We start from the raw sequence: 23621 nt of genomic DNA, 5'->3' as shown, positions 1-23621 counted from the left end.
CTACTCACCTTCCTTTTCTGCAGCTTCGGCATCGGCCTTCGCCTTGTCGCGCGCAGCCTTCGCTTCGAGCGCAGCCTTGACCTTGGCGGCCTTTTCAGGATCCAGGTCCTTCATCTTGTCTTCAGCGGCAGCCTGTTTGGCGGCGGCTTCCTTCTTGGCTTTGGCCTCCATGGCCGCGCGAACCTTGGCGGCTTTCTCGGGGTCCATACCGGCGAGCTTCGCCTCCATGGCCGCGGCATCGTCCGCAGCAGGCTGCTCCCCTGCGGCGGCGCCCTTCTCCTTGGCCGCCTTGGCGGCCGCGATCTTCGCGGCCTTCTCGCGCGCGGCTTTCTGCTCGGGCGAGATGATGGTCATGGGCTCTTTTTGGGACACGGCGTAGAAGTTGCCGCCGAAATCGATGGCGATTCCCTTGATGTCCACGCCGAACAGGTCGTGCGTCTCGTTCTCGAACACGAACGCAGCCAGGAACTGGTCGGTGATGCTGGGAACGACCGTGCCCTTCTGGACGCCTGAGATCTGGTAGTTGACCAGCAGGCCGTCCTTCATGAAGGAGTAGATCAGGTCGATGCCCTGCTCGGTGTTCACGGCCAGGATCTGAACGAAGCGCCAACCCTCGGCCTTCTTCTCGGCCGCAAGGGCGGGCAGGCCCTCTACGGTCAAAGGGAGGAATTCGGTTGCAAGCGTCATGTTACGCTCCCTTCTTCTGCGCCTGGAGCGCCTTGGACTTCTCTTCCAGAATGCCCAGACCCTGCACCACGGCGTCGATGATGGCTTCGGGGCGCACGGCACAGCCCGGTGCGTACACGTCGACCGGAATGGCCTGGTCGACGCCGCCGATCACGTTGTAGCAATCATGGAAGATGCCGGCGGAACATGCGCAGATGCCGCACGCGATGACCACCTTCGGCTCGATCATCTGGTCGTAGATCTCTTGCACTACCTTGATGTTCTGCTCGTTCACGCTGCCCGTGACGAGGAAGATATCGGCGTGCTTGGGGTTGCCGGTGTTGATGATGCCGAAACGTTCAACGTCATAACCCGGGCACAGCGCGGCCAGCACTTCGATGTCGCAGCCGTTGCAGCTGGAACCGTCGTAGTGGATGACCCACGGTGATTTGGTTGCATACGTCATAGCTGCAGCTCCTTTACAGGTACGCTAGGACCGCGATGTTCACGCCGCCCGCCACGAAGGCCACGATCCAAGCCGACTTGAGCATGAACTGCCACTTCACGCGGGCGAAGTTGTTGTCGATCCAGATCTCCAGGAAGTACACGAGCAGAGCCACGACCACCGCGAGCAAGATGGACAGCGGATTGCTCCAGACGAAGAACAGGCCGGTCCAACCGAGGAACAGGATGTTCTCGCACCAGTGCATGACCTCGACCTTGGCAAGCGTCTTGCCACTCATCTCGGTGGTGATGCCTTTGACGATCTCTTGGTGAGCATGGTGGGAGTAGGACAGGTCGAACGGAGACTTGCGCAGCTTGATGGTCAGCACGAACAGGAAGCCCAGGAACACAAGCCATATATTAGTGATAACGGGCGCGTCGAGCAGCAGGGCGCCGGCCGAGCTGAACGTGCCGATGGGGCCTATCAGGCTAGTGGACATGAAGAACGCCACGGCCATGAACAGGATCATGGGCTCGTACGCCATGACCTGCAGCATTTCGCGGCCTGCGCCGATCTCGGCATAGGGACTGCGCGTGGAGTACGCGGCCACGATGAAGAACAGAGCCGACAACGTGATCACGAATACGCTCATCAGCAGGTTTCCGCCGGAGAAGAATATGCCGCCAGCGATGAGCGTGAATACGAGAGCGCAGGTCACGTACGTGCCCTCGGTGGAGTTGACCGACACGTTGTCCTTCTCGATGAGCTTGCGCACGTCGTAATACGGCTGCAACAGCGGAGGGCCTACGCGTCCCTGCATGCGCGCTGAGATCTTGCGATCGAGGCCCGCGAGCAGACAGCCCAGGATGGGAGCCAGAATGGCAAAGGCAAGGGTGCCGATGAGAACGAAAAGCAAAGACATATCAAATCACACCCTTTCCTAGAACAGTCCCGGAACAGCCACGGCCGAAGCCGCGAACGCCACGATGATGACGACAGTGCACAGCGCGGTGCCAACCGGAGAGAGGCGCTTCTCGCCGAAGTAGTCCTCCATGTACCAGTTGCGCGCGGTTGCCGTGGATTCGCCCGACAGCGAGTTGCGGAACGTGCGCGCCTCGTTGTCGCGGCTCACGCCGGCAAGGTAGATGTCGGCCTTCTTGGCTTTGCTGCGGCCCAGGCCCGCGAACAGCACCACGACCACGAGCGCCGACAGGATGGAGCCGATCCACAGGTTCGTGGTGGAAATGTCCTGGCCGATGGTCCCGAACACGCTGTAGACGTACGGATCGATGACGGTCCAAGAGATCACGGGCAGGCCCACGCAGCACAGGATGACGAGCACGGCCATGACCATAATGGAAACCCACTCGCTCTTATGCACGCTGACCTCGACGTTCTCGGGCTGCGCGGCAATGCCGGAAAGCTTGCCCAGCCATTTCGCCCAGAACATGAACGTGGCAGCCGAGCCGAACGCCAAGATGATGATGAGCGCCACCTGGCCGGTTTCGGCGAACGATACGAGCGTTGCCCATTTGGCGATGAGCATGCCGAACGGGGCGATGAACATGACCATGATGCCGAGCATCATGAAGCGCGCCAAGCGGGGCATGCGCTCGAACAGAAGGTCCATGTCCTCGATGTCGCGGCTGCCGATATGATGCTCGGCGGTGCCGACGCACAGGAACAGCAAGGACTTCGCGATAGCGTGGAACAGCACCAAAAACGATGCGGCCCAAACGGCCTCGGGCGTGCCGACGCCGGCGCAGGCCACGATCAGGCCCAGGTTGGCGATGGTCGAATATGCCAGGACACGCTTGGCGTTGCTCTGCGAAATTGCCATGCACGAGCAGAACAGGAACGTGAAGCCGCCCACGAGGATGACCATGACCGCCGGAACGGGACATGCCATCATGATGGGAGCCAGCTTGATGAGCATGAACACGCCAGCCTTCACCATGGTGGACGAGTGGAGCAGCGCCGAGGTGGGCGTAGGCGCCACCATAGCGCCCAAAAGCCAGGTGTGAAACGGCATTTGGGCGGCCTTGGTAAGACCCGCGAACGCGAGCGCGGTCACCGGCAGGGCCACTATTGCAGGGTTCTGGATGCCGATCTGCAAGAACTCCAAAAACGACAGCGTCTGGAATTGGATCGCCATGACGAACAGCGCCACCAAGAAGGCGATGCCACCCAGAAGGTTCATGATGATCTGGCGAAACGCGTTTTTGATAGCCTCTTCGGTACGGGTGAATCCAATGAGCAAAAACGAGCACACCGTGGTGATCTCCCAGCCCGTGAACACCCACATCATGTTGTTCGAGAACACGATCAGGAACATGGCGGACAAGAAGGCGAACATGAGCGCGAAGAACATCGGCCGGCGGTCCTTGGCGCCTTCCGGCTCATGCGCCTGGAAGTCTTCCATGTACCCGAGCGCGTACACGCAGATACCGGAGCCCACCACGCCGATGATGAACGCCATGAGCAGCGACAGCGAGTCGAGGTACAAACCTTCGGTCACCAGGATGTCATGGGCGAACCCGAACTCGAACACGAGCGATCCGACCACCTGCACGCCGGCCAGGACGCATGCCCACACGTTCTTGTACTTGATGCCGAAGTACAAGATGACGACCGCGATAAGCACGCTGATCGCCATGCAGGCGTAATCCGCCACGGGCGAGTAGAATTCGTACGTTATCCACGGAGCTCCTAGGTAGGCCACCACCAGCCACACGGACACCAGTCCGATGACCAGGGCCGAGGCTCCCACAATCACGTTTCTCGCTCGATTGTTGCGCACGACCAATAGGACGCCTGCAACAACCAGCGGGAAAAGGATTAAAAACCCGAGCATAGCCACGTAACTTCCCCCTTCACCTTTACCGATTGCTTGCGAACAATAAAAGCGACCCGTGTCGCTTGCCTAGCACTCTATCAAAGAAAAGCAGAGAGGTCGTATCTAGGGCCGCGTCGGGGGCGTTTGCTCGGTAAAAGGGCGTTTTGAGAAAACGGCGACAGCGCAAGCGGCAACACGTCTTAGGCGAACGGTTTCAGGGAGCCGTACAGGGCGCCTGCCCCCTGGAAAACCCCTACCCTTCCAGCGCGCGCAGCCGCTTCATCTCGAAGAACAGGAACAGCGACACCAGCAGCGTCGAGGTGATGTCCGACAAAGACGGCGCAAACCAAACGCTTTCCAGCGGGGTGATCGGCAAAACGGACGGAAGGAATACCGGGCAGAGCACCAGCAGCGGTATCAAGAACAGTATCTGGCGCGTCAGCGTGAGCACGGTGGCCTTCACGGCTTGCCCCGTTGCATCGAAGTAGTTCGACCCAATAGCCTGAACAGGCAAGATGGGCACGAACACCAGATACAGCACAAGCGCCCATGCGGTTTCAGGCAGGTAGGCTTCCGGCAGGCCGAACAGATGGGCGTACATGTTCGGCGCAATGACGACGGTCAGCCACAGCGGCACGGTAATGGCCACGCCCATGAGAATAGCCTGCCCCAGCACGCGCTTCATGCGCTCGAACTTGCGTGCGCCGTAGTTGTACCCGATGATAGGCTGCGCGCCCATGGCAATGCCCATAGCCGGCATGAACGTGAACAGTCCCACGGCGGAAAGCACGCGCATGATGGCCAGCGCACCGTCTACGCCCAGAGGGTCGGAGGCGCCGTAGAACACGAGCAGGTTGTTCTCGACGGCCGACGATACGGCGAAGCCCAACTGCATGACAGAGGGGGCAACGCCGAGCGCGCAAATACGCAAGGCAAGCCGCGGCCGAAGCTTGAGAGACGGCGCAGTCATGGGCATGGGCGAGTTCTTCTTGAAGAAGAACTGCATGACGAACAGGGTCGACAGAGCCCACGAACACACGGTGGCCAGACCCGCGCCGCGCATGCCTCCATCCAAAACGACAATGAACAGGTAGCCGAAAACCACGTTCGCCCCGGTGCCCACCAGCATGGATCCAAGCGCACGGTTCGGATGCCCGGCAGTGCGGATGAAGTTGTTCATGCCAAACGCGATGAACTGAAGAGGACAGCCCGCCACGATAACAACCATGAAGTCCATCGCCAGAGGCAAAACGGCGTCATCGGCGCCGGAGTAGCGCAAGACCGGCTCGAGCGCGAACGGCGCCACGATCCAGAGCGCTGCAGCCGCGATAAGCAGGAGCACGAAACTGTTCCCCAGCACTTGCCGAGCGACGTCTTTTCGACCCTCCCCCAATCTGATGGCGGCAAGCGCGTTGCCGCCGACGCCCACCAACATGGATACCGCCACCATGGCGGTCATCATCGGGGTTGCCACCGTGGTGGCGGCAAGGCCGTCCGCTCCCACGGCATGGCCAACGTACACCGCGTCGATGACGTTGTAGAGCATCTGCACGACGACGCCCACCACGGCAGGCACGGAAAACTCCAAGAGCAGCTTGAACGTGTTCCCGGTGCCCATGCGGTCGATCTTGCGATCCGCAGATCCGACGTTTTCGCAGATCGAGGGCGCCTCCGCGCCCGATTCATGTACGGTCTTGCCCATAGGTGTTCGCCGCTTTCGATAAAAAGACCACGCATCGCCCAGACGATCAGGGCGTATACGTGGTCGATGAACGTTCCGGGTTGTCCCGGCTAACGGGATCTCGACTGCGGAGCTTCCTTGAAGGGCTCGACGCATCGAGTCTCGGGTCATCCCGAGCAGACATCAGTATACGGGAACGGACTTTGTCCGACAACCCGGCCAGGCGCAGGAAAACGGCCCGGCGAAACGCTGCCGGGCCGTGACGAATATCGGGCGCGCATACCGTTGTCCGACAGTTGCAAAGCGCCCGCGGATGTGCGTTGGATTACGCGCTGTACATGAGGACCTGTGCAACCAGCAGGATACCGCCGAACACGAGCACGAACACCACCATAGGCCACACGAACTTGAGCCACTTCGAGTACTTCATGTCCAGCATGGTAAGCGTTGCCAGCACCAAGCCTGTTGGCGCTAGGTAGAGCATGGCGTACTGGCCCCACTGGTAGGCGCACACGACCACCGAACGCGGGATGCCTACGGTGTCGGCAAGCGGAGCCATGATGGGCATGGACAGAACCGCAAGGCCCGACGACGAGGGAACCACGAAGCCCAGGAAGAAAAACACCAGCATCATGACGATGATGAACACCGGGCCCTGCATGCCCTGCACCAAACCCGAAGACCAGTGCAGCAGCGTGTCGGAAATAAGGCCCTGCTCCATGATGAGGTTGATTCCGCGCGCCAGGCCGATGATCAGCGACACGCCCACCAGGCTGGACGCTCCGTTGATGAAGGCGTCCACCACCTGCTTCTCAGCGATACCGGAAAGGAACATGATGATGATAGCGATCGCCAAGAACGAAGCAGCCATCTGAGGGAACCACCAGCCTTGGCTGACGACGCCCCACACCATGATGGGAAACGCTACCACGAACAGCACCAAAATGGTCTTTTTGCGAAGCGTGAACCCGCTTTCCTTGGCCTCTTCGGTCTCGCCTGCCTCCACGTTGTAGAGCTGCGCGAACTTCTCGCGGTCCTCGTAGGTGTAGGAGAACGTGGGGTCGGCTTTGATCTTGCGGCTGTACCAATACAAGTAGCCGATGACCACGAGCGCGCCCACGATGCAACCGGCCACGCGCCACTCGATGCCCTGCGTGAAGTTGACGCCCGCCGCGTTCGACGCGATGACGACCGAGAACGGGTTGATCGTCGAGAACGTCGTGCCCATCGACCCGGCCAAGAAGATGGCGCCCACGCAGATGATGGAGTCGTAGCCGAGCGCCAGGAATATGGGCACGAGGATCGGGTAGAAGGCAACGGCCTCCTCCTCCAAACCGCAGGTAGTACCGCCGAGCACCATGAGAACGCTCACCAAGAACACGAGCAAAAACTCGCGTCCCTTCGTCTTCTTGGTGAGAGCCATGAGACCCGATTCGAAGGCTCCGCTGGCGTTGACAACGCCGATAAGGCCGCCGAGCACCAAGATGAACACCATGATGTCCGCCGCCTCGATGGTTCCCGACACCATGCTCACCGTGATGTCGGCGATGCCCTTGGGCTGTTGTTCGAGCTGTTCGTAGGTGCCCGGAACAGAAATGGGCTTGGACAGCGCGCCCGACGTGAACTGCTCGATACCGATGTTCACGCCGATCTTGTCAAGCTCGTCTTGCGTGGCGGCCACTTCGGAAACCTGGCCCTGGGGACTGGTGATCTGCAGCACGTTGGCATCCGCGTTGTACGCGAGCTTCGCGTACTGGCCCGCGGGCACGAACCACGTTGCAGCTACCGCGATGATAGTGAGCGCAAACAGGATGGTAAACGCGGTGGGAAAGCTGAGCTTGCGACTCTTCTTCGGCTTTCCCGCGCGCTGCCCGACGGATCGGGCGGGTGCAGTCGCTTCCGTCGACATGGGGACCCCTTTCGTAGGCGTTGGATCTTGCTGCGGCACATGATGTACTGCCGATGCTCGATCGAACAGGTATAACGAGGGGATATAGGTGGGTATAATTCGGTAATACACCCAAAGGATAATGCGTGATCAGGTCTGATGATAACGAGTTCAGAGACGGTGGAATGCGATATAGCCTATACTGTTCTGGATCTTCGGGCTCGCAGGAAACCGTTGCGCCAACGACGATGGAGAACGCTTTATGGATATGGGCCTTGTGCTTTTCTATTACACGCTGTTCGTGCTTCTAGCCGTTATCCTGACGGCTGCTGCGTGCATCGCATCGTATCTGGTGTCGCATACCAAAGCGCTCCTGTACGCGTTCTTCGGCTTCTTGTTCTATTTCTTCGACGTGGCGTTGGTGTTCCAGGATGACTTCATGGTGCAGCGGTCGGCCGACCTTGCGGCTACGCCGTTCTTCATCGGCAGCCCTGTTGCATCGATCATCATAGGCGGAGGGGCGCTTATGTCGTTTTGGCTGGTAGTCTGCGAGTACATCGAGGAACGACGCCTGTTGTCGCAATGGCTGCCGGGCTTGGCGTTCGTGTTGGGAAGCGTCGCGACGCTTTTGCTCATGGAACCGGGCAATGTGCAGGAGTTCTTTTTCTACAGCATGCGCGAGCTCATGATGTACTGGATGCTCATATACGCCGCCGTCGTCTATGCCGTTTCCGACGATGAAGTGCGGCGCATCCGCATGAAGCGATTTCGGAAGCTGTATCTCTGCCTTTGGATCCTTGCAACGCTCGTGCTTCTGGAAAACGTGCTCTTCCTGCTCATCGTCGGTCCCTCCATGGTGGCCGAAGGACTGCTCCCCTTCTTCCCGCAGCGCAACTTCGCCGAGAATCTTCTGGTTCTCTGCTGCGCGTTCGTAGCCTGTCGCGGTTCCTGGAGGAACCTTTCCCTTCGCCACGCCGATCCGCCCACGCAAGGCGGGGAGTCGTTGCAGGGCTTCATAGAGCACAACCTCGGCGCCTACACCGCCGCCCGGCGCCTGTCGAAACGCGAAGAGGACGTGCTGCGGCTGGTGCTCTTGGGCAAGGACAACCAGAACATCGCAACGACCTTGAGCTTAGCGCCCGGAACCGTGAAAGTGCACATGCATCACATCCTGCAGAAGACGGGCAAAGGCAACCGCAAAGAGCTCATGCAGGACTTCTGGGAATTCTCTTAAGCTTTTCGAGGGCGCGGAAGCTTCGACACGTTTTCTCGAAATCTTTCGCGCGGGTGTCAGGATTCGCGCGCCTCGTTCGTATTGTCAGTGAAGCAGCATTGCTGCTCGACGACGATCGGGCCCACACGACAGGAAGCAAACCGAATCATGGACGAAAGACGGACGGCGCAAGCCGAAGCCGAACGGCTGGTGGACGCGTACGCGGACCTTATCCTGAGGTTGAGTTACACGTACCTGAAATCCACGCACGACGCCGAAGACATCTGCCAAAACGTGCTGCTCAAGCTCATGGGCCGCGCGGTTCCCTTCGAAAGCACCGAGCACGAGAGATCCTGGGTTATTCGCAGCGCGGCGAACGCCTGCAAAGACGTGCTGCGCAGCGGGTTTCGACGAACGTCGGCCCCGCTTGACGAGATGGCGGACCCGCCCGCACCCGAACCGCCCGAAAGCGACGTGCTCGACCAGGTCATGCAGCTACCGCAGAACTACCGCGAAGCCATCTACCTGCATTACTACGAGGGATACTCCCTGAAAGAGATAGCCGAGATGACCGGACGCAGCGAGTCGGCCGTAGCGGCGCACGCAAGCCGCGGCCGCGCGAAGCTGCGCGCCATGTTGAAGGAGGAATCCGATGAACGATGAGCTCCGACGCGCACTGGACGACCTGCGATTCTCCGACGACGAGAAAGCACGCTTAGCGCGCAGCCTCGCAGCCGCTTGCGAAAAACCCGGGCGCTTGGAGAAGCGCGCCTTCGCAGCCTCGGCGCAACACGGCGGCAAGCGAACCCGTCGCACGATCGTCGCCATAGCAGCTGCCGCGTGCTTGACGGCTGCGATCTGCGGCGGCGCGTACGCATCCGGCGCGCTTTCGAGCATGGAAGACGTGTTCGACGACGTGTTCGGAGGGCCTCCTGCGCAAACCGAGGTGATTGACAAGATAGGGCATCCGCTTGGCGTGAGCGCCACGGCGAACGGCGTCACCATCACAGCCGAGGCGATCATAGGGGATGCGCGTAGCTACGCGCTGGTGTTTCGCGTCGAGAAGGACGACGGCACGGCGTTCGAGGGCATCGAGCCTCTTGAAAACGGCCTGCTGCCGCTCTGGTTCGAAAACGGCTCCACGCTGCATGTGCCAGGTTTTACGGGAAGCGGAGGCAGCTCCAGCTTCCATGATCCCGATCCGGCCGACAACGCCCTTCGATTCGTGCAGCGGATGACCGTGAACACCTCCGACGGCACCATCGCGGGCAAGACGGCGCATGTCGAGCTGAGCGACCTCTGCACGCTCGATCCAGAAGGCGGCAGGCGGATAGTGGCCGAGGGAACGTGGAAGATGAAGTTCACCATCGACTACGAGGACACATCCGTCGCCCTTCCCGCCGGGCAGACGCTCGACGTCGACGGCATGGACGCCACCGTCGAAGCGATCTCCCTTTCTCCCCTTTCGCTTGCCGTGGACTACACGGTGCAAGGGACGATCGAGCAAGATCCCGCAGCGCGCTCCAAGGAACTGGATCGGTTCCGCGACGTGAAGATGACGGTGCATCTGAAGGACGGAACGTCGATCGACGCGTCCAACGCTGCAGGCAGCATGCGAGAGCAGGGCTCGGCTACGGCATGCAGCAAGACGTTCATGTTCGACACCTTCCTCAACCTTGACGAAGTGGCGTCAGTCACGGTCGGGAAAGCGGAGGTCGCCTTGCCGTAGAGCGGCAAGCCCCGCGCGCACGACCCGCGCGCTCTGCGGTGCGGGTCGTGCTTTTTCTACGACTTCTTCCCGGTGATCAGGTTGATCAGCGCTAAAAGAACAATGGATCCTACCAGCGCGACGACGAACGACCACACGTTGAACCCGGTGAACCCCGCTTGTCCGAGGAAGTCCATGAGGAACCCGCCGATGAGCGCGCCCACCACGCCGGTAACGATGTTCTTGAGAAAGCCTCCGTCGGTTTTCATGATGAGGCTTGCAATCCAACCCGCCAGTCCGCCGATGACTATCCACACGATGATGCTCATGATCGCTCCTTTCCATCGACTGCGCTATAAGCATAGGAAAGGCAGGGAGCGACCGTCCGTCGAGCAGTTAAAGGTAACCCCGTCGTTATGGAATTGTTGCCGCTGCGACGCGACGACCGGGATCGGCGCGGCTTATTCCTCCCCGTACACCGTCAACCCGTTTCGACCCTTCTCTTTCGTACGGTACAAAGCCTGGTCAGCGTGCTTGTACAGCGTCTCGAAGTCCGAGCCGTCGCGAGGAGCGAACGCGATGCCGATGCTCGCCGACATGTGCCACGTCTTGCCGTCGCTGGTGTGGTCGCGATCCAGTTCGCGCGAAAGCTCCTCGGCCTTCCGCTTAGCCCACGCCTCGTCAGGCACGGAGACGAACGCCACGAACTCGTCGCCGCCGATGCGGCCGATGATATCGTCTTTGCGGAACGCCAAGCGAATGGAGGCGGTGAAGGATTCGATAACCGTATCGCCGAAAGCGTGGCCAAATCGGTCGTTCGCTTGCTTGAACACGTCGATGTCGAAAATGAAGAACGCGAACAATCCCGTGCGATCCTCTTCGAGCGCGTGTTCGATAACGCGCTCTGTGGCGGATTTGGTGTACAGCCCCGTCATCTCATCGGTCATCGCGAGGCGGCGCATGTGGTCTTCGCGCTGCTTTTCGGCATCGATGTTCTGACGATACACCAGCATGTGCACCGCGCCGTCTTCCTCGTTTTTCACGATGCGGCCCGTGATGCGCAGCCAGTAGTATTCCCCGCCGCTCGATATCATGCACTCGTAGCGCAGCTCCTCGCGTCCGGCCTCGTACGCTTCGAGCACCTTGTCGGGACAGAACGTGCTCAGGTAGCCTTCGCGGAATTCCTCTTTGATCTGCTTATTCGCGATGATCGTCAAGCCTTCGCTGAACGAGGCCCCTCGCGGCGCGCCCAGGCTTTCGAAGTAGTTCTCGGTTGCCTCGTTCGCCGGACGGTCGTTGGTCACGTCCACCTCGTAGATGTCCTCGAACAGATACTGCGTGGCTTTCTCGAACGAGGTTCGACGCTCTCGCTCGATCGACTGCGTCAGGTTCACAATCTTGCGATTGAAGTTGCGGATGACCGACGTGATGACGAACAGGATGACTCCCACGATGAGGACGATCACGACAAGCGTCTCGGCAAGCTGCAGGCGCAGCTCCGACAACAGCTCGCTCGTGTCCCTTTCGACGATCAGATGCCAGCCGGTATCGGGCAACAAGCGCGCGACCACGTAGTCAGATTCTACCGGTATGACGCTCGACCTTTCGCCGGCCCAGAACCCAAGGGATTCGGTTGCAGAATCCCAGTCCGTCAGCTCCGCCTCCTGCTCCTCCGTGAACGGATGCGCGTCGAAGTAGCTGAGGTTCTCCCCGACGTCGTGGTTCGCGGACACCTCCACCGTGCCCGCATCGTCCACCAAGCAGGCATTCACGCCGAAGTCGTCGCGATATTGCTGGAAGACCGATTGCAGATGCTCGACGCGCATGCCCACGCCGACGACGCCGATGGCGTCGCCCTGCGAGTCGCGGATCACGCAGTTCACAAACAGGGTTACCTCGCCGTTCGCCGCGTCGTCGTTATCCACGTTCGCCGCGTAGGCCTCGCCGCTTTGCAGCAGGTCGAAATACCAATCGTTGACGGGATCGCCGGGCGTTATCGTCCGGTCCGATCCGTTGTAGCTGTAGTAGCGCCCAGTTTCCGTCGATACCAGGAACACGGATTCGTAGCCGTACAGCTCATGGTACTCCCCCAGGTACGTTCGGATCGTTTCGGCGTAGCTGGGATCGTCCTCGCGGTCGCGCTCCTCGGAGAGCAGAAGCTTGAGCAGGCTGTCGTTCGCCATGGTGAGCGACACGTTGAGCGGCTTCGAGAACGCAGTGTTGAGCTGGTGGTATATGCTATCAGACGCAAGGCGGGACACCTGTTCGATGTTTTGGAGGGAGGCCCCGTAGTTTGCCTGGTAGCTCAGCGCGGACGTGACGATGAATCCTCCGATGATGATCAGGCAGACCAAGATGTTGGTCCGCATGAGAATTCCTCGCCTCACCTGGCTCCCCCTTCATTATGCGAAACAGCTGCTCGTCCGACCCGCAACCGAATCGAAGCGCCTCTCCAGCCGACATCCGTACACCTGCGGTGCAGGTTCCATGGTAAATCAACGTCGACGGGGAAAGCGCGCGAGTCGACGGTTTTTCGTCCGTTGCGCATCTTGTCGCGTATATTATAAGCGCGAATCGCATCGATCCCACCAGTCGAACCAGCTCCGCGACGCGCGGACGGCTCCCCTTCTCGAGCATAGGCAAGTCAAACATTAGGGAGCAACCCGCTCGAGGAGACAAAGACCCTCGCCGCACACGCCGACGCGGCACTTCTTGCCAATGACGATCCCCTCATAACCGTAGAGCATCCGCCTTGGTCTGCGCGCCGGAAAAAACCGAAGGAGTCCGGGGGGATCGAGCGGAACTCGACGGGATCGACCTGCTGCAACTTCCTGCTCCACCCCCCCCTGAGTCAAGGATCTGCAGGTTTCAGCGATTTCCACTTTCCTCGCCGAGATGCGACAGCAATTTCAGCGCTTTCCCCCGCTCGACTTCAATCGCTTCCTTGATCTTGTCTCTATCGGAGTTTCGATTGATCAGCTGGTCGAGAATCCACTGAGAAATCGAAGCGACCGTATCGAAAATCGTTTTCGACGTTTCGGGCGACAGGGCGTTCTCGCCGGCGTAGCCGCCCAAGTTGGTTGCGACGGAATCCACGGCATAGCCTATGCCAAGCAAGAGCGCCACAAGCAGAACGCTCCACCAGAAAACATGCGAAGCCCGATAATCGTCTTCCATCTGCCGCCCCGACGTCTTGTCGATCGCAGCGGCAACGCACCGGTACAGAGGAATGGCAAGCAGCGCTATCAACCAGTTCGACCAAGACCACAGGGGCGACTGCAGGATAAGCATCAGCATGCAAGCCGCAGGGACAAGAAACGATATCGTAAAACATAGGAGACGACCTTTGTTGATCCGCGCAAGAGTCGTGCCCGCTTTGTACTTCACTTGCCTGTATTGCTTGGCAATCGTGTATTGATAGGTCGCTCCAACGGCAGTCAGCGTGCTTAGAGCGGCCCATTCCAGGGCAATGATAGCCAACGGCATATGCCGAGTAAGCTGAGAGAACAGCACGAACACGCCCAATGCGATAGAGGCTTGGATAAGATAAGGGCTCCGATGCTCGACCGCCTGAACCAGCTCCGGCGTCTCTTCCGAAATCGACTCGCTTTGAACCAGCATGCTTAAAACCTCGAACTACGCAACGAATGCAAGGGCGCAACCGCTGCAGCTGAAGCAGCGCCGTGCCGAGTCCCTGAAATACGACACGGCGCCTGCCGTTGTCCGGTGATGCTCGATGCTTGATGTTTGCGCACGTTCATGCCGATATCGTACACCGAGCGCGCTCTTCGCACGTACTCGACGCGCAAGCGAGCTCCTCTTCCGGAACAGCTTCGGGATGGCCGTCCGGTAAAGGGGCGTGGCAAATCCGGCAAACGGGCTGGCTGCTTCCGGGCGGTTCAGTGAAGCTAAGAGTCACCCTGCGACGCGGCCGAGCAGCCGGCGAAGCCAAGCAAGCGCTCCGCGTCCTGGACGTACCGCACCTCCTGCGCACCCAAGCCGAACAGCGCGCCCATGTCCCAGGCCGGCCGCTGCGTACGCGACAGGCAAAGCGCACCCTGTTGAGACCCTCTCTCAGACTCGGGTTGAAGAGGCCCCTCGCCCCGAACGGCCGGCGAAGACAGGCCATTCATGCCTTCGCGATGGAGAATTCATGGATCCGCCCGGCGTGAACCGAGCTTCGACTACCTTGGATCTACTTTAATTAGATTTGGCTAACTTATATCGTCCAGCGATAGGCAGCGTCTTTTCCGCAGGTTGCGGGAATCTAAAAGCCGCGCGCCATCGCTTGTCGGCCGCCTCGGCGCGCGCAAAGGAAACGGCCGCCCGCACGGCTCGCGTGCGCCTTCATCCGGGAAAGAGGGGTCTCCATGAAACTGACCGAGAACCAGCTGCCAGGCTTCATGGCCGGTCTGCGAGAGCTGTTCGACGTAGCCAGGCTTGTCGACGCGTCGGCAGCCGCAGCCTGGGACGTATCAGAGGACGGCAGGCTCGTCGCGTGCGAGGGACGATGTCACGCAATTTGGGGAAAGAGCCGGCGTTGTCGCGATTGCACGTCCGCAAGGGCGCTCTCGTCCAAGGGACAGGCGTCCAAGTTCGAGATCGCGAACAACGAGGCGTTCTTCGTCGTGTCCACGTACGTCGAGGTCGGCGGCTCGCCCTACGTGCTCGAGACCGTGAGAAAAGTGGGCGAAGACGCCTTGTTCGGTGCCGACGGCAAAAGCTGTTTCCTCGAGATGGTCGAAGCCTGCAGCAAAAAGCTTTGGCTCGACCAGCTTACAGGAGTCTGCAACAGGAGATACTTCGACGAGCAGATCAAGAGCCTCGAAGGCTTCGACGCGGCGGCGTTCGTCGACGTCGACGACTTCAAGTCGGTCAACGACTCGTTCGGCCATGCGGCAGGCGATTCCGCCTTGAAGGAGATCGCATCCGCCCTGGCCTCGTCGGTCAGGCCCTCCGATGCGCTCGTCCGCATCGGAGGAGACGAGTTCGTCATAGCGTTTCGAGGGATGCTCCCGGCGGCCCTGGCCGGCAGGCTCGAGGAGGCGCGCCGCAAGGTCGCGGCGCTGAGGTTTCCCGAAACCCCGGGCCTTCGGGTGTCGGTCAGCATCGGCGGCGCCTGCGGAGCCGACGGGATCGAGCAGCTCGTAGCGCGCGCCGACGAAGCCCTCTACCGCGCCAAGGAAGGCAAGGGCCGCGTGGTCCTCGCCCCCGCCGACCCGCAGTCCTGACGGGCCGAAAAGCGAGAGTTCGAAACAGGGGAAGCCCTACAGCCCGCAAAACCGCTTGGCCTCGACCGTCCCCGCTTCGTCCAGCGGCGAGTCTCGCGCGTCACCCGCCAAGAACCCATGCGCTCGCTTTTCTCTGGGCGTCCCACAGCCTCTTGTACAGGCCCTCTTCCGCAGCAAGCTCTTCATGGGTCCCCGTTTGCACGACACGTCCCTTGTCGAGCACCACGATCTGATCGGCGTTCAGCACGCTGCGCAACCTATGGGCAATCACGACAACCGTCCTGTTCCGCACGAGCGCGTCGATAGCCTGCTGAACCAGAGCCTCGTTCTCCGAATCCAGCGAAGCCGTCGCCTCGTCCAAAAGCACCACGGGAGCGTCCTTGAGCAGCGCACGCGCTATGCTTATGCGCTGCCTCTCCCCTCCAGACAGCGTTGCGCCGGCCTCGCCCACAACGGTCTCGTACCCATCGGGCAGCGCGCTGATGAAATCATGGCAAGCGGCCCGCCTGCACGCTTGCTCCACCTCTTCGCGAGAAGCATCGGCCTTCCCGATGCGCACGTTGGCCTCGACAGTGTCGTTGAACAGATACGTCTCCTGAAACACTACGCTCACATGGCGCAGCGCCTCCTCCGGAGCCACATTGCTCAGCTGTGCGCCTCCGAGAACAATGCGTCCCGACCCGACATCCCAGAATCGTGCCATCAGTCGCACGACGGTGCTCTTCCCGCTGCCCGAAGGACCGACGAGAGCCGTCAAGCCTTTGTTCGGAATATCGAAAGAGACCCCGTGCAGAACGTCCTCGCTCCCGTAACCGAAGCTAACGTCTTCAAACCGTATGCCGCCGTCATCCGGCACCTCGGGTTCACTCGAACTCGGGAGCGGCTTTTCACGCATGATCTCGTCCACGCGACCGGCGCAGCGATCCAGCTGCGTGATGTTCACCAGCATCATCATGAAACTCATAATGGGACCATACAAGCTCAAAGCAAGAAGGAGGAACACCATGAACGCAAACGGAGAGAGGCTTCCTTCCGACAAAAGCCGAAGCCCGACGGCCATTGCCACAGCGCTTCCCGCATTGAGCACGCCGCGGGCCAGCATGCTGACGGAAACGCTAGCCTTCTCCGCCTCGATGCATAGCCGCCTCAGATCGTTGCACGAAGCTTGCAGGCTACGGTACATCGTTCCTTCGTGATTGAACGCCTTCAGGGTTTGCATGCCCTCCACGTATTCCAAAATACGCGAGGAATTGTCCTGCTGCGCGGCAAGCAAGCCTTCGTTCGTCCTGCTCAGCCGACGATATGCAGCGACGGCGAAGGGAACCGATAAGGGGATGACCGAAAAGGCAGCCATCGTCATGCGCCAGTCGAACACGGAAAACGCAACCAAGACCGCGCTTGTCCTTGCGATCACCACCGCCGCTTTCGGGATGACGGTGTCGTTGTTGGCTTCCACGACTCCGAAATCCCTCAGTAAAACCGTGACCAGATCCCCGGCATCGCGCCCGCTGTAGAACCCCATGGGCAGACGTCGCAGCTGCTCGGCCATGGACCTGCGCGACCGGCGAATGACCTGGGCGAACTCGGCGGTGGAGACCATGTAGCTTTTACGCGCCACAAAATAGTATCCCAGTGCGTGAACAGCGAGAACGACGCACAGGACAGCGATCTGGGCCACGGGCAGAGCCCGCCCAGGATCCTCTACGGGAACGAGGAACAGAGCAATCGCGGCAAGCATAACTGCGTAGGGGATCGCCGCGATGTAGTTATCGAACACCAGCCACAGGCTCATCTTCGCGCATTTCCCCGGATTGCCCAGCGTTACCTTCGAGAACCAGGATCCGAACCTAGACATGGCGCGCCTCCTTCCCTTCGGAGCCCGAGCCTTGCCTCATGCTCCACGTATCGCGGCTTCGATCGGCATCCGCCATCAAGCGGTAGGTCGGGCAAGTCTCCAGCAAGCCCTCATGGGATCCGGCGGCGGACAGGCGCCCGCCGTCTAGAACGAGAATCTGATCGGCGCGCTCGACAGTCTTGAGTCGATGGGCGATCACCAGCACGGTTTTGCCTACGGCCATCCTGGCGAACGCCTTCTGCACCAATGCCTCGCTTTCGGCATCGGCATGGGCCGTAGCCTCGTCCAAAACGACGATTGGAGGATCTTTGAGGAACACGCGCGCGATAGCGATGCGCTGCATCTCCCCGCCGGATAGGAAGGATCCTCCGCTTCCAAGCAACGTGTCGTACCCCATCGGAAGCGCCTCGATGACGTCGTGAATGCAAGCAGCTCGGCACGCCGCTTCCACGTCGGCCCGATCCGCACCCTCGTTGCCCATGCGAACGTTGCCCTCCACCGTATCGTGAAACATCATCGGCGTTTGCAGGACGCAGCCAACAAGGTCGGACAGGTCGGAGGGGGCCATCTCTTTGATATCCGCTCCCCCGATGAAGATGCTGCCGGACCGAACATCGTTGAACCGCAGCAGCAGCTGGGCAACGGTCGACTTGCCGGCTCCCGACGGTCCCACCAGGCCAGTAACCGTCCCTGAGCGCAGCGAGAAGCTGACGCCGTCCAAGGCTAGGGACCCGTTGCCAACGTAGGAAAAGCTCACGTCGTCGAAAACGACGTCGCATCCGTCGGGCTTTGCAGGATGCTCGGGAGCAGCCACTTCTTCCTCGGCTAAAACCTCGTCGATGCGCGCCACGCAAAAAGCTATGCTCTTCGTGGAAAGAGCTAGCGACATCATGTTCTCCAAAGGCTCCTTGAGGCCGGATCCCACGAGAAAGAAAAGCAGCAGCAAGGGAAGGAAGTCGACGTACGAGCGCGCGCTCGAGGCGACGACGAGGCCCGCCGGCAACAAGAGCAGCAGCTGAGATCCCATGGATGAAAAGTACGCGCCCATGCGGGGGGCGAAGAATCGCGCAGCATGCTCGGTGGCCGCGCAGGCTCCGTCTATACTCGCCTCGAGTCGCCCTAGGGCAACTCGATCGCGATCGTACGCCTTGATCACCTGCATGCCGTGAACGTACTCCACGATCAAGCTGCTCATGGACCTTCTCGTTTCGTGCATGGCCGCTTGGGCACGAGCGTTTTCAGGATTCCTGAGGCCCGATGCCAGCACGGCTACGCCGAAGGCAAGCGGAAGAACCGTGCAAAGAGCCAGCCGCCAGTCCATGGCGAGCAGGAAAGCCAGCGTGAGGAGCGGCAAGACCACGGCGGCGACCGTATCCGTGATGCCGTGCGCTATGAACTCCTCGATCTTCTCCACGTCGTCGTGCACGACCTTCTTGAGGGAGCCTTGCGTGGAATTGGCGAAATAGCCCGATGGGAGGCGCGCCAGCTTCTCCACGAGCCGCATGCGGATCTCGTAGAGAACGTCGTAAGCCGCCCGATGGGAAAGGGCCCCGGCCGCGAAACCGAAGCCGGCGTAGGCGGCAGCCGAAGCAGCCGTCGCCCCCGTCAGCCACAGCGCGGCATCCGAAGGGATGGCCGTCGGATTTCCGTAATGCTGCAAAATCAATCTCATCAGCTCGTAGATCGTGAAGAACGGAACCAGCCGTGCGGCGGCGGCCAGCGAGCTCAGGACGCAAGCAAGCGCGAGCTGCCCTTTGCGATCCCCCGCAAGCTGCATAAGGCGTCTCAAGCCAGTTTTCGGCGCGGTCTTTTCCTTGTTCATGGATCCTCCTAGTTGAAGCGACTCTTCGAATAACCGGGGAACGAGAGATCCCGTCGGGCGCACTTCACAGCCTGATCGCGAAATCGGCCGTCCTGTTAGCGAACTCCACGTCGTGCGTAGCGATAACCACGGTCTGCCCTTGCTGGGCGTTGCGACGGAGCAGGGCCGACACCCGACGAGCGTTCGCCGCGTCCAGCCCGCTGGTAGGCTCGTCCAGCAAGAGCAGCTTCTTGGCCGAAAGAGAGCTCACGCCGACCAGAAGACGCTGCTTCTCTCCACCGGAAAGGCGAAGCGGATGCAGATCCCTTTTCTCCCAAAGCCCCAAGTCTTCCAAAGTCCGCCGGATGTCCCGAGCGCTTTGCCCGGGGACGTCGATCAAGAACTCCCTTTCGACCCGATTCGAAAAAATCTGGTTGCTCCCGTTCTGCTCCAGCAAAAAGGACTGCCCGATACGCGCGCGCCTGGACAGAGATCGTCCGCGAAAGGCGATCGCGCCCGAAGAAGGCTCGAGCAATCCGGAAAGCACCCGCAGCAACGTCGTCTTTCCCGCGCCGTTGCCTCCGAGAACAACCGTTACCCTTCCCTGGGGAATGGTCAGATCCAACCCCTCTAGAACACGAGCGGAGCCGTACGAAAAGCCGAGAGCCTCCGTCTTGCAAAAAGACGGGCCGTCGTACGCCGAAGGATCCTGCAAGGGCCTCAATGCGGGAGCCTCGAAAGGGCGCAAGCCCCTGTCTGCAAGCTCGTCGCCGCTCAACGCCAGAGCGTCCCTTGCCGCAAAGTCCTCGAGAACCCTCCCGCCTTCGATGTAGAGCGCCCGGTCGAAAACGCCTTTCACGTAATGCGCGCGATGCTCGGACAGGACGATGGAAACGCCCGCCTCCTTCAAGCCCGCCAGAATCGTCCCCAACTTCAAAGCGCTTTGAGTATCGAGGTTCGCCGAAGGCTCGTCGAGCACCAGCATCCGAGGAGAAAGCATGCACGCGGACGCGACGGCAATCTTCTGTTTCTCGCCGGACGACATGGAGAACAGATCCTTCCCGTACAAGGACTCGAGCCGTAGAAGTCGATTCAGTTCTTCCAGCCGAGCCCTGATCCGGCCAGCCGACACGGCGCGCTGTTCGGATCCGAACACTATTTCGTCGTAGCCTCGGGTGGCGAAAAACTGAGTTTCGGGATCTTGGAATACGCTGCCGACCATGCTCGACTTTTCCTTGATGGAAAGAGCCGTCATATCCGTCTCGCCCAAGACATAGCCCCCGACAAGCCTTCCAGGGTAGAACTCCGGGCACAATCCATTCAAAACGCGGGTCAGCGTGGTCTTCCCGCATCCGCTCGGCCCGCACAGCAAAACGAACTCTCCGGGATCCGCGCGCAGGCGAATGCGCTCCAGGGCCGGCTTCCGTCGGCCTTCGTAGCAAAAAGACACGGAATCGAGCTTCATAGAGACCTCCAGACCAACATTGCGCCGTATGAAAAAGCAAGCGCCGCGAGGGCCGCCAAATCCCGAGGCTTAGCGCGAAGATCCCGCACGTCCGTCGTCACGGCGCCGCCCATCCCCACCCCTCGTGCGCATAGGGCGGCAGCTAGATCGTCGGCCACGCAGGAAAGACGGGCCAGGAACGGCAGCAAATAGTTCTGAGAGCTTTTGGCCGGATGTCTTGCCAAGCTCTTTGCCCGGAAGCCGTCGCCTCTGAACAAAGAGGCTCGACGCATAGCTGTGAAAGTCTGGCCGAGAGCCGGAACGAACCGAAGCAGGCTCGCAAGCCCGATAGCCACCGGTTGAGGGACCTTTGCGCGTATCAACACAGACACGAGCTCGCCGCTGCCGATCCGCGACAGCACGAACACGTACCCGAGGATAGGAACGGCCCTCTCGCCCAGCACTCCGGCAGCGGTCAGCGTCGCGCCCAAAGCCGACGCGGGTACGTTAGCCACGACAAGGGCTCCCGCACAGGCAAGGGCCTCGCATCCGACGAACTGAGCAATCAGAATCCCGGCTCGCTTGAAGTGCCCTTCCAGCATCAACGACGCGCACGACAGCACTGCTAGGAACGCTACCTCCTCCAGTCGATGAACGAAAGGAAGCGCGACCGCATCAAGAAGGCCGGCCAAAAGAATAATCCTCGCATCGAGCGTCGTCGACCTGCCCCTAGCGCTCATCGCTTGCAGCAACGCCCGCCGAGAAGAAGTGCTTCTCGAGCGCCTTTCTGCCGATCCAGCAACCCAAGGAAGCGCCGATCGCCACCATTGCGAGCCCCGCGAGGTTCAAAGGAACGGACATCACGACCGACGAAGCATTCTGGATCGCCGCTTGCGCAGCCTGCTCGTCCATCCCCGTTTTCAAGTAGGTTTCCAGGACGGCATCGCGGAACAAGCCGAACATGAAGATGTTCTTGAGCCCGACCGCCGCCCACACAAGGAAGTACGGGAGTACCGGGCGAATTTTGGAAGCGTAGCCGCCCTTCAACATTGCAAGCTCGCAAACGAAGCCCACGACCAGCATGAACACGCACAGATAAGCGTTTCCGACCGCCAAATAGAACAGAGCGAACAAGGCGCTGAAAATAAACAGCGTTCCGGGAGCCTTGGACTTCGCCAGCATCAAGACGAACACGGGCCCGCAGACAAGGGCGGTGATGCCGGCATGGAACACGATGCTCAGCTGTTGATTGGCGAAGACGGGCAGAATGCCAACGAGGTAGATCGCGAACATCACGATGCTGAGCAGGATCGTGATGAAGAATTGCTTCAGGTCCATTTTGTTCATACGATGGGCCCCTTTCTCTATAGAAGTTAGACGCAGTAAACATCGCTACTATATCGAAGGACCGTTGGATAGCAAGGAAATTCCCCGTGCTTTCCGGTGAGGGCGAGGAGGCGCTTCGACCGCGCCCCGCCCATCGGAGCAGGTCGGATCCTGCCGAAAACGGAAAACGATTCGTGACAATAGGTGAAGAAGGGAGGACGCTGTGGTCCGCATAGATTCAATCGAAGGGTACCTGCGCCTGTTCGAAGGGCCGGAATGGAGCAAGACCAGCATCGGAGAAGGCTACGACTGCCGCCTGGGCGACGAAGCAGGGCACGGCAACATCAGGGTCTTCGGAAACGTCGAGAGCGTCTGCTACCTTGAAATGGATTTTTGCTACTCGTCGGACATGGCGTTTTTCTTTTCGGTCGAGGAGCCCTACGTCGAGATAAGCGTCAATTTGGATGCAGCGGACTCAAAAAGCCCCGATGGTCGGCGCCTCAAGGTCGAGCGAGGGGCGAACTGCCACGTCAACCTCGGAGATCGAAAGGCCCTGCGAGTGTTTCCGTCGGGAACGAGGTTTCGCAAAGGATCCCTCGTGATAAGAGAGCGGTTCCTCCGAGAACGCGTTCCCGGCTTCCTCGGAGAGCGGATGGCCGATACGGCAACCGGTGCCCGTCCGGGAAGAACCGCCGATCCAAGGATCGCCGTCTTGGCCAAGCAGCTGGGACACTTCCCCTTGCACGCTCCTTTCGGAACGATCTACTTGGAAGCGAAGGCGCTTGAAGCCGTGGCTCTTTTGCAAGACGGCGCCGCACGAGCCTGGCCAGGCAAACCTAAGGAGGAAGTCGAACATCTAAGGTCAGCTGTCATGTTTGCCAAGATGAACTACCGCGAAGACCTTCGCATTCAGGATATCTGCGAGAGATTCAACCTGAACCGCAACAAACTGCAGGAGGGCTTCCTTCTCTTGACGGGATTAACCGTGCACGAACTTGTCTTGAGCGTCCGCGTGCAAGAAGCCTCCTTCATGCTGGCGGACTCGGACGCGCCCATTCCCGAAGTTGCCCGCCGGGTAGGCTTCGGAAGCGCGAAGAGCCTCTACGACGCGTTCGCCAAATTCCTGGGCACTCCCCCGGGGCAGGTGCGCAAGGCGCTGAAGGGCTCGTCCAGGATGAGCAGCTAAGAGGTTCGGGCGCCGCTCGAAAACGACCGGCCCACGATCCGCCGTCGCGATCTTGGACCAACAGCCAGCCTTGCCCGCATCGACGAAGCAGCGCCTCCGATCCCCGCAGCCTCCGAGAACGAGCCTATCCGAAGGAGACCGTCATGGAAGGATTCTACGAGAAGAAAGTCGGACGATTCTACGGGAAGAGAATCGAGGAGGACCGCCCCGATCCGGGTTATAGGCAGAAATGTGTGTCTGGTTTTGTGCATATACCCTGATGAACCACCGGAAAATCGGGTTTTAAATTTCTGGCCGCTTTTTAACCGCCCGGCAGGAATGTGTGTCCGGTTACGACTTGA

19 protein-coding genes are annotated in these 23621 nt (G+C 60.3%); 5 read left to right on the top strand and 14 right to left on the bottom strand.

Going from position 1 to position 23621, the window contains the following annotated elements:
* From DMP08_RS01440 to DMP08_RS01415, 6 genes are all read right to left on the bottom strand, one after another.
* Entirely contained in the window at window positions 1–687 is a 687-nt protein-coding gene (locus tag DMP08_RS01440) for an NADH-quinone oxidoreductase subunit C (protein WP_123191237.1), read from the bottom strand.
* Between the two features lies 1 nt (window position 688).
* The gene (locus DMP08_RS01435; RefSeq protein ID WP_114566071.1) at window positions 689–1132 is read right to left on the bottom strand and encodes an NADH-quinone oxidoreductase subunit B family protein; all 444 of its coding nucleotides are present in this window, start codon (window positions 1130–1132) and stop codon (window positions 689–691) included.
* A gap of 13 nt (window positions 1133–1145) precedes the next feature.
* On the bottom strand, window positions 1146–2033 hold the full coding sequence (locus DMP08_RS01430) for an NADH-quinone oxidoreductase subunit H (protein WP_114566070.1): 888 nt from the start codon (window positions 2031–2033) through the stop codon (window positions 1146–1148).
* An 18-nt stretch (window positions 2034–2051) separates the two neighbouring features.
* Window positions 2052–3887, bottom strand: coding sequence for an NADH-quinone oxidoreductase subunit 5 family protein (locus DMP08_RS01425; RefSeq protein ID WP_244596734.1), 1836 nt, complete (start codon window positions 3885–3887; stop codon window positions 2052–2054).
* A 313-nt stretch (window positions 3888–4200) separates the two neighbouring features.
* The gene (locus tag DMP08_RS01420; protein ID WP_123191235.1) at window positions 4201–5649 is read right to left on the bottom strand and encodes an MATE family efflux transporter; all 1449 of its coding nucleotides are present in this window, start codon (window positions 5647–5649) and stop codon (window positions 4201–4203) included.
* A 304-nt stretch (window positions 5650–5953) separates the two neighbouring features.
* Window positions 5954–7537, bottom strand: a complete 1584-nt coding sequence (locus DMP08_RS01415; protein ID WP_123191234.1) for a YfcC family protein — start codon at window positions 7535–7537, stop codon at window positions 5954–5956.
* Between the two features lie 241 nt (window positions 7538–7778).
* Between DMP08_RS01415 and DMP08_RS01410 the strand changes: the two genes are divergently transcribed.
* The 3 genes from DMP08_RS01410 (at window position 7779) to DMP08_RS01400 (ending at window position 10458) form a co-directional block, all read left to right on the top strand.
* The gene (locus tag DMP08_RS01410; protein WP_123191233.1) at window positions 7779–8750 is read left to right on the top strand and encodes a helix-turn-helix transcriptional regulator; all 972 of its coding nucleotides are present in this window, start codon (window positions 7779–7781) and stop codon (window positions 8748–8750) included.
* Window positions 8751–8897: 147 nt separating this feature from the next.
* Window positions 8898–9392: an RNA polymerase sigma factor gene (locus DMP08_RS01405; RefSeq protein WP_123191232.1), complete on the top strand. Its 495-nt coding sequence runs from the start codon at window positions 8898–8900 to the stop codon at window positions 9390–9392.
* Window positions 9382–10458, top strand: a complete 1077-nt coding sequence (locus tag DMP08_RS01400; protein WP_123191231.1) for a DUF4179 domain-containing protein — start codon at window positions 9382–9384, stop codon at window positions 10456–10458. Before DMP08_RS01405 ends, DMP08_RS01400 begins: the two co-directional genes overlap by 11 nt.
* A gap of 56 nt (window positions 10459–10514) precedes the next feature.
* Here the strand turns inward: DMP08_RS01400 and DMP08_RS01395 are convergent, their stop codons facing one another.
* The 3 genes from DMP08_RS01395 to DMP08_RS01385 all read right to left on the bottom strand — a co-directional run bounded on the left by DMP08_RS01395 (window position 10515) and on the right by DMP08_RS01385 (window position 13962).
* Window positions 10515–10766 carry a GlsB/YeaQ/YmgE family stress response membrane protein gene (locus DMP08_RS01395; RefSeq protein ID WP_123191230.1) on the bottom strand — a complete coding sequence of 84 codons (252 nt, stop codon included), beginning with the start codon at window positions 10764–10766 and terminating at the stop codon, window positions 10515–10517.
* 132 nt (window positions 10767–10898) lie between these two features.
* The gene (locus tag DMP08_RS01390; protein WP_123191229.1) at window positions 10899–12806 is read right to left on the bottom strand and encodes a sensor domain-containing diguanylate cyclase; all 1908 of its coding nucleotides are present in this window, start codon (window positions 12804–12806) and stop codon (window positions 10899–10901) included.
* A gap of 499 nt (window positions 12807–13305) precedes the next feature.
* Window positions 13306–13962, bottom strand: a complete 657-nt coding sequence (locus tag DMP08_RS01385) for a hypothetical protein (RefSeq protein WP_148042314.1) — start codon at window positions 13960–13962, stop codon at window positions 13306–13308.
* Window positions 13963–14807: 845 nt separating this feature from the next.
* Between DMP08_RS01385 and DMP08_RS01375 the strand changes: the two genes are divergently transcribed.
* The gene (locus DMP08_RS01375; RefSeq protein WP_123191226.1) at window positions 14808–15668 is read left to right on the top strand and encodes a GGDEF domain-containing protein; all 861 of its coding nucleotides are present in this window, start codon (window positions 14808–14810) and stop codon (window positions 15666–15668) included.
* Between the two features lie 100 nt (window positions 15669–15768).
* Here DMP08_RS01375 and DMP08_RS01370 read toward each other — a convergent pair whose 3' ends face one another.
* From DMP08_RS01370 to DMP08_RS01350, 5 genes are all read right to left on the bottom strand, one after another.
* Window positions 15769–17523: an ABC transporter ATP-binding protein gene (locus DMP08_RS01370; protein ID WP_123191225.1), complete on the bottom strand. Its 1755-nt coding sequence runs from the start codon at window positions 17521–17523 to the stop codon at window positions 15769–15771.
* Window positions 17516–19345, bottom strand: coding sequence for an ABC transporter ATP-binding protein (locus DMP08_RS01365; protein ID WP_123191224.1), 1830 nt, complete (start codon window positions 19343–19345; stop codon window positions 17516–17518). Before DMP08_RS01365 ends, DMP08_RS01370 begins: the two co-directional genes overlap by 8 nt.
* 64 nt (window positions 19346–19409) lie before the next feature.
* Window positions 19410–20789 (bottom strand): ATP-binding cassette domain-containing protein, encoded by a 1380-nt coding sequence (locus DMP08_RS01360; RefSeq protein ID WP_123191223.1) that lies wholly within the window; start codon window positions 20787–20789, stop codon window positions 19410–19412.
* Entirely contained in the window at window positions 20786–21460 is a 675-nt protein-coding gene (locus DMP08_RS01355) for a CbiQ family ECF transporter T component (RefSeq protein ID WP_161555396.1), read from the bottom strand. Before DMP08_RS01355 ends, DMP08_RS01360 begins: the two co-directional genes overlap by 4 nt.
* Window positions 21461–21497: 37 nt before the next feature.
* Window positions 21498–22115, bottom strand: a complete 618-nt coding sequence (locus tag DMP08_RS01350; protein WP_123191221.1) for an MptD family putative ECF transporter S component — start codon at window positions 22113–22115, stop codon at window positions 21498–21500.
* 202 nt (window positions 22116–22317) lie between these two features.
* Here DMP08_RS01350 and DMP08_RS01345 point away from each other — a divergent pair, with 202 nt between their 5' ends.
* Window positions 22318–23280: an AraC family transcriptional regulator gene (locus tag DMP08_RS01345; protein WP_123191220.1), complete on the top strand. Its 963-nt coding sequence runs from the start codon at window positions 22318–22320 to the stop codon at window positions 23278–23280.
* The last annotated feature ends 341 nt before the right edge of the window (window positions 23281–23621 follow it).

It is taken from the genome of Paraeggerthella hongkongensis (assembly GCF_003726035.1).
Lineage (GTDB): Bacteria > Actinomycetota > Coriobacteriia > Coriobacteriales > Eggerthellaceae > Paraeggerthella > Paraeggerthella hongkongensis.
The sequence above is the reverse complement of the archived record's forward strand: the minus strand, read 5'-3'. Positions and strand labels throughout refer to the sequence as shown.

Excerpts from the sequence above, each read along its gene's own strand:
- DMP08_RS01440 (WP_123191237.1), bottom strand. The coding sequence starts at position 687 with ATGACGCTTGCAACCGAATTCCTCCCTTTGACCGTAGAGGGCCTGCCC.
- DMP08_RS01435 (WP_114566071.1), bottom strand. The coding sequence starts at position 1,132 with ATGACGTATGCAACCAAATCACCGTGGGTCATCCACTACGACGGTTCC.
- DMP08_RS01430 (WP_114566070.1), bottom strand. The coding sequence starts at position 2,033 with ATGTCTTTGCTTTTCGTTCTCATCGGCACCCTTGCCTTTGCCATTCTG.
- DMP08_RS01420 (WP_123191235.1), bottom strand. The coding sequence starts at position 5,649 with ATGGGCAAGACCGTACATGAATCGGGCGCGGAGGCGCCCTCGATCTGC.
- DMP08_RS01415 (WP_123191234.1), bottom strand. The coding sequence starts at position 7,537 with ATGTCGACGGAAGCGACTGCACCCGCCCGATCCGTCGGGCAGCGCGCG.
- DMP08_RS01410 (WP_123191233.1), top strand. The coding sequence starts at position 7,779 with ATGGATATGGGCCTTGTGCTTTTCTATTACACGCTGTTCGTGCTTCTA.
- DMP08_RS01405 (WP_123191232.1), top strand. The coding sequence starts at position 8,898 with ATGGACGAAAGACGGACGGCGCAAGCCGAAGCCGAACGGCTGGTGGAC.
- DMP08_RS01400 (WP_123191231.1), top strand. The coding sequence starts at position 9,382 with ATGAACGATGAGCTCCGACGCGCACTGGACGACCTGCGATTCTCCGAC.
- DMP08_RS01395 (WP_123191230.1), bottom strand. The coding sequence starts at position 10,766 with ATGAGCATCATCGTGTGGATAGTCATCGGCGGACTGGCGGGTTGGATT.
- DMP08_RS01390 (WP_123191229.1), bottom strand. The coding sequence starts at position 12,806 with ATGCGGACCAACATCTTGGTCTGCCTGATCATCATCGGAGGATTCATC.
- DMP08_RS01375 (WP_123191226.1), top strand. The coding sequence starts at position 14,808 with ATGAAACTGACCGAGAACCAGCTGCCAGGCTTCATGGCCGGTCTGCGA.
- DMP08_RS01370 (WP_123191225.1), bottom strand. The coding sequence starts at position 17,523 with ATGTCTAGGTTCGGATCCTGGTTCTCGAAGGTAACGCTGGGCAATCCG.
- DMP08_RS01365 (WP_123191224.1), bottom strand. The coding sequence starts at position 19,345 with ATGAACAAGGAAAAGACCGCGCCGAAAACTGGCTTGAGACGCCTTATG.
- DMP08_RS01360 (WP_123191223.1), bottom strand. The coding sequence starts at position 20,789 with ATGAAGCTCGATTCCGTGTCTTTTTGCTACGAAGGCCGACGGAAGCCG.
- DMP08_RS01350 (WP_123191221.1), bottom strand. The coding sequence starts at position 22,115 with ATGAACAAAATGGACCTGAAGCAATTCTTCATCACGATCCTGCTCAGC.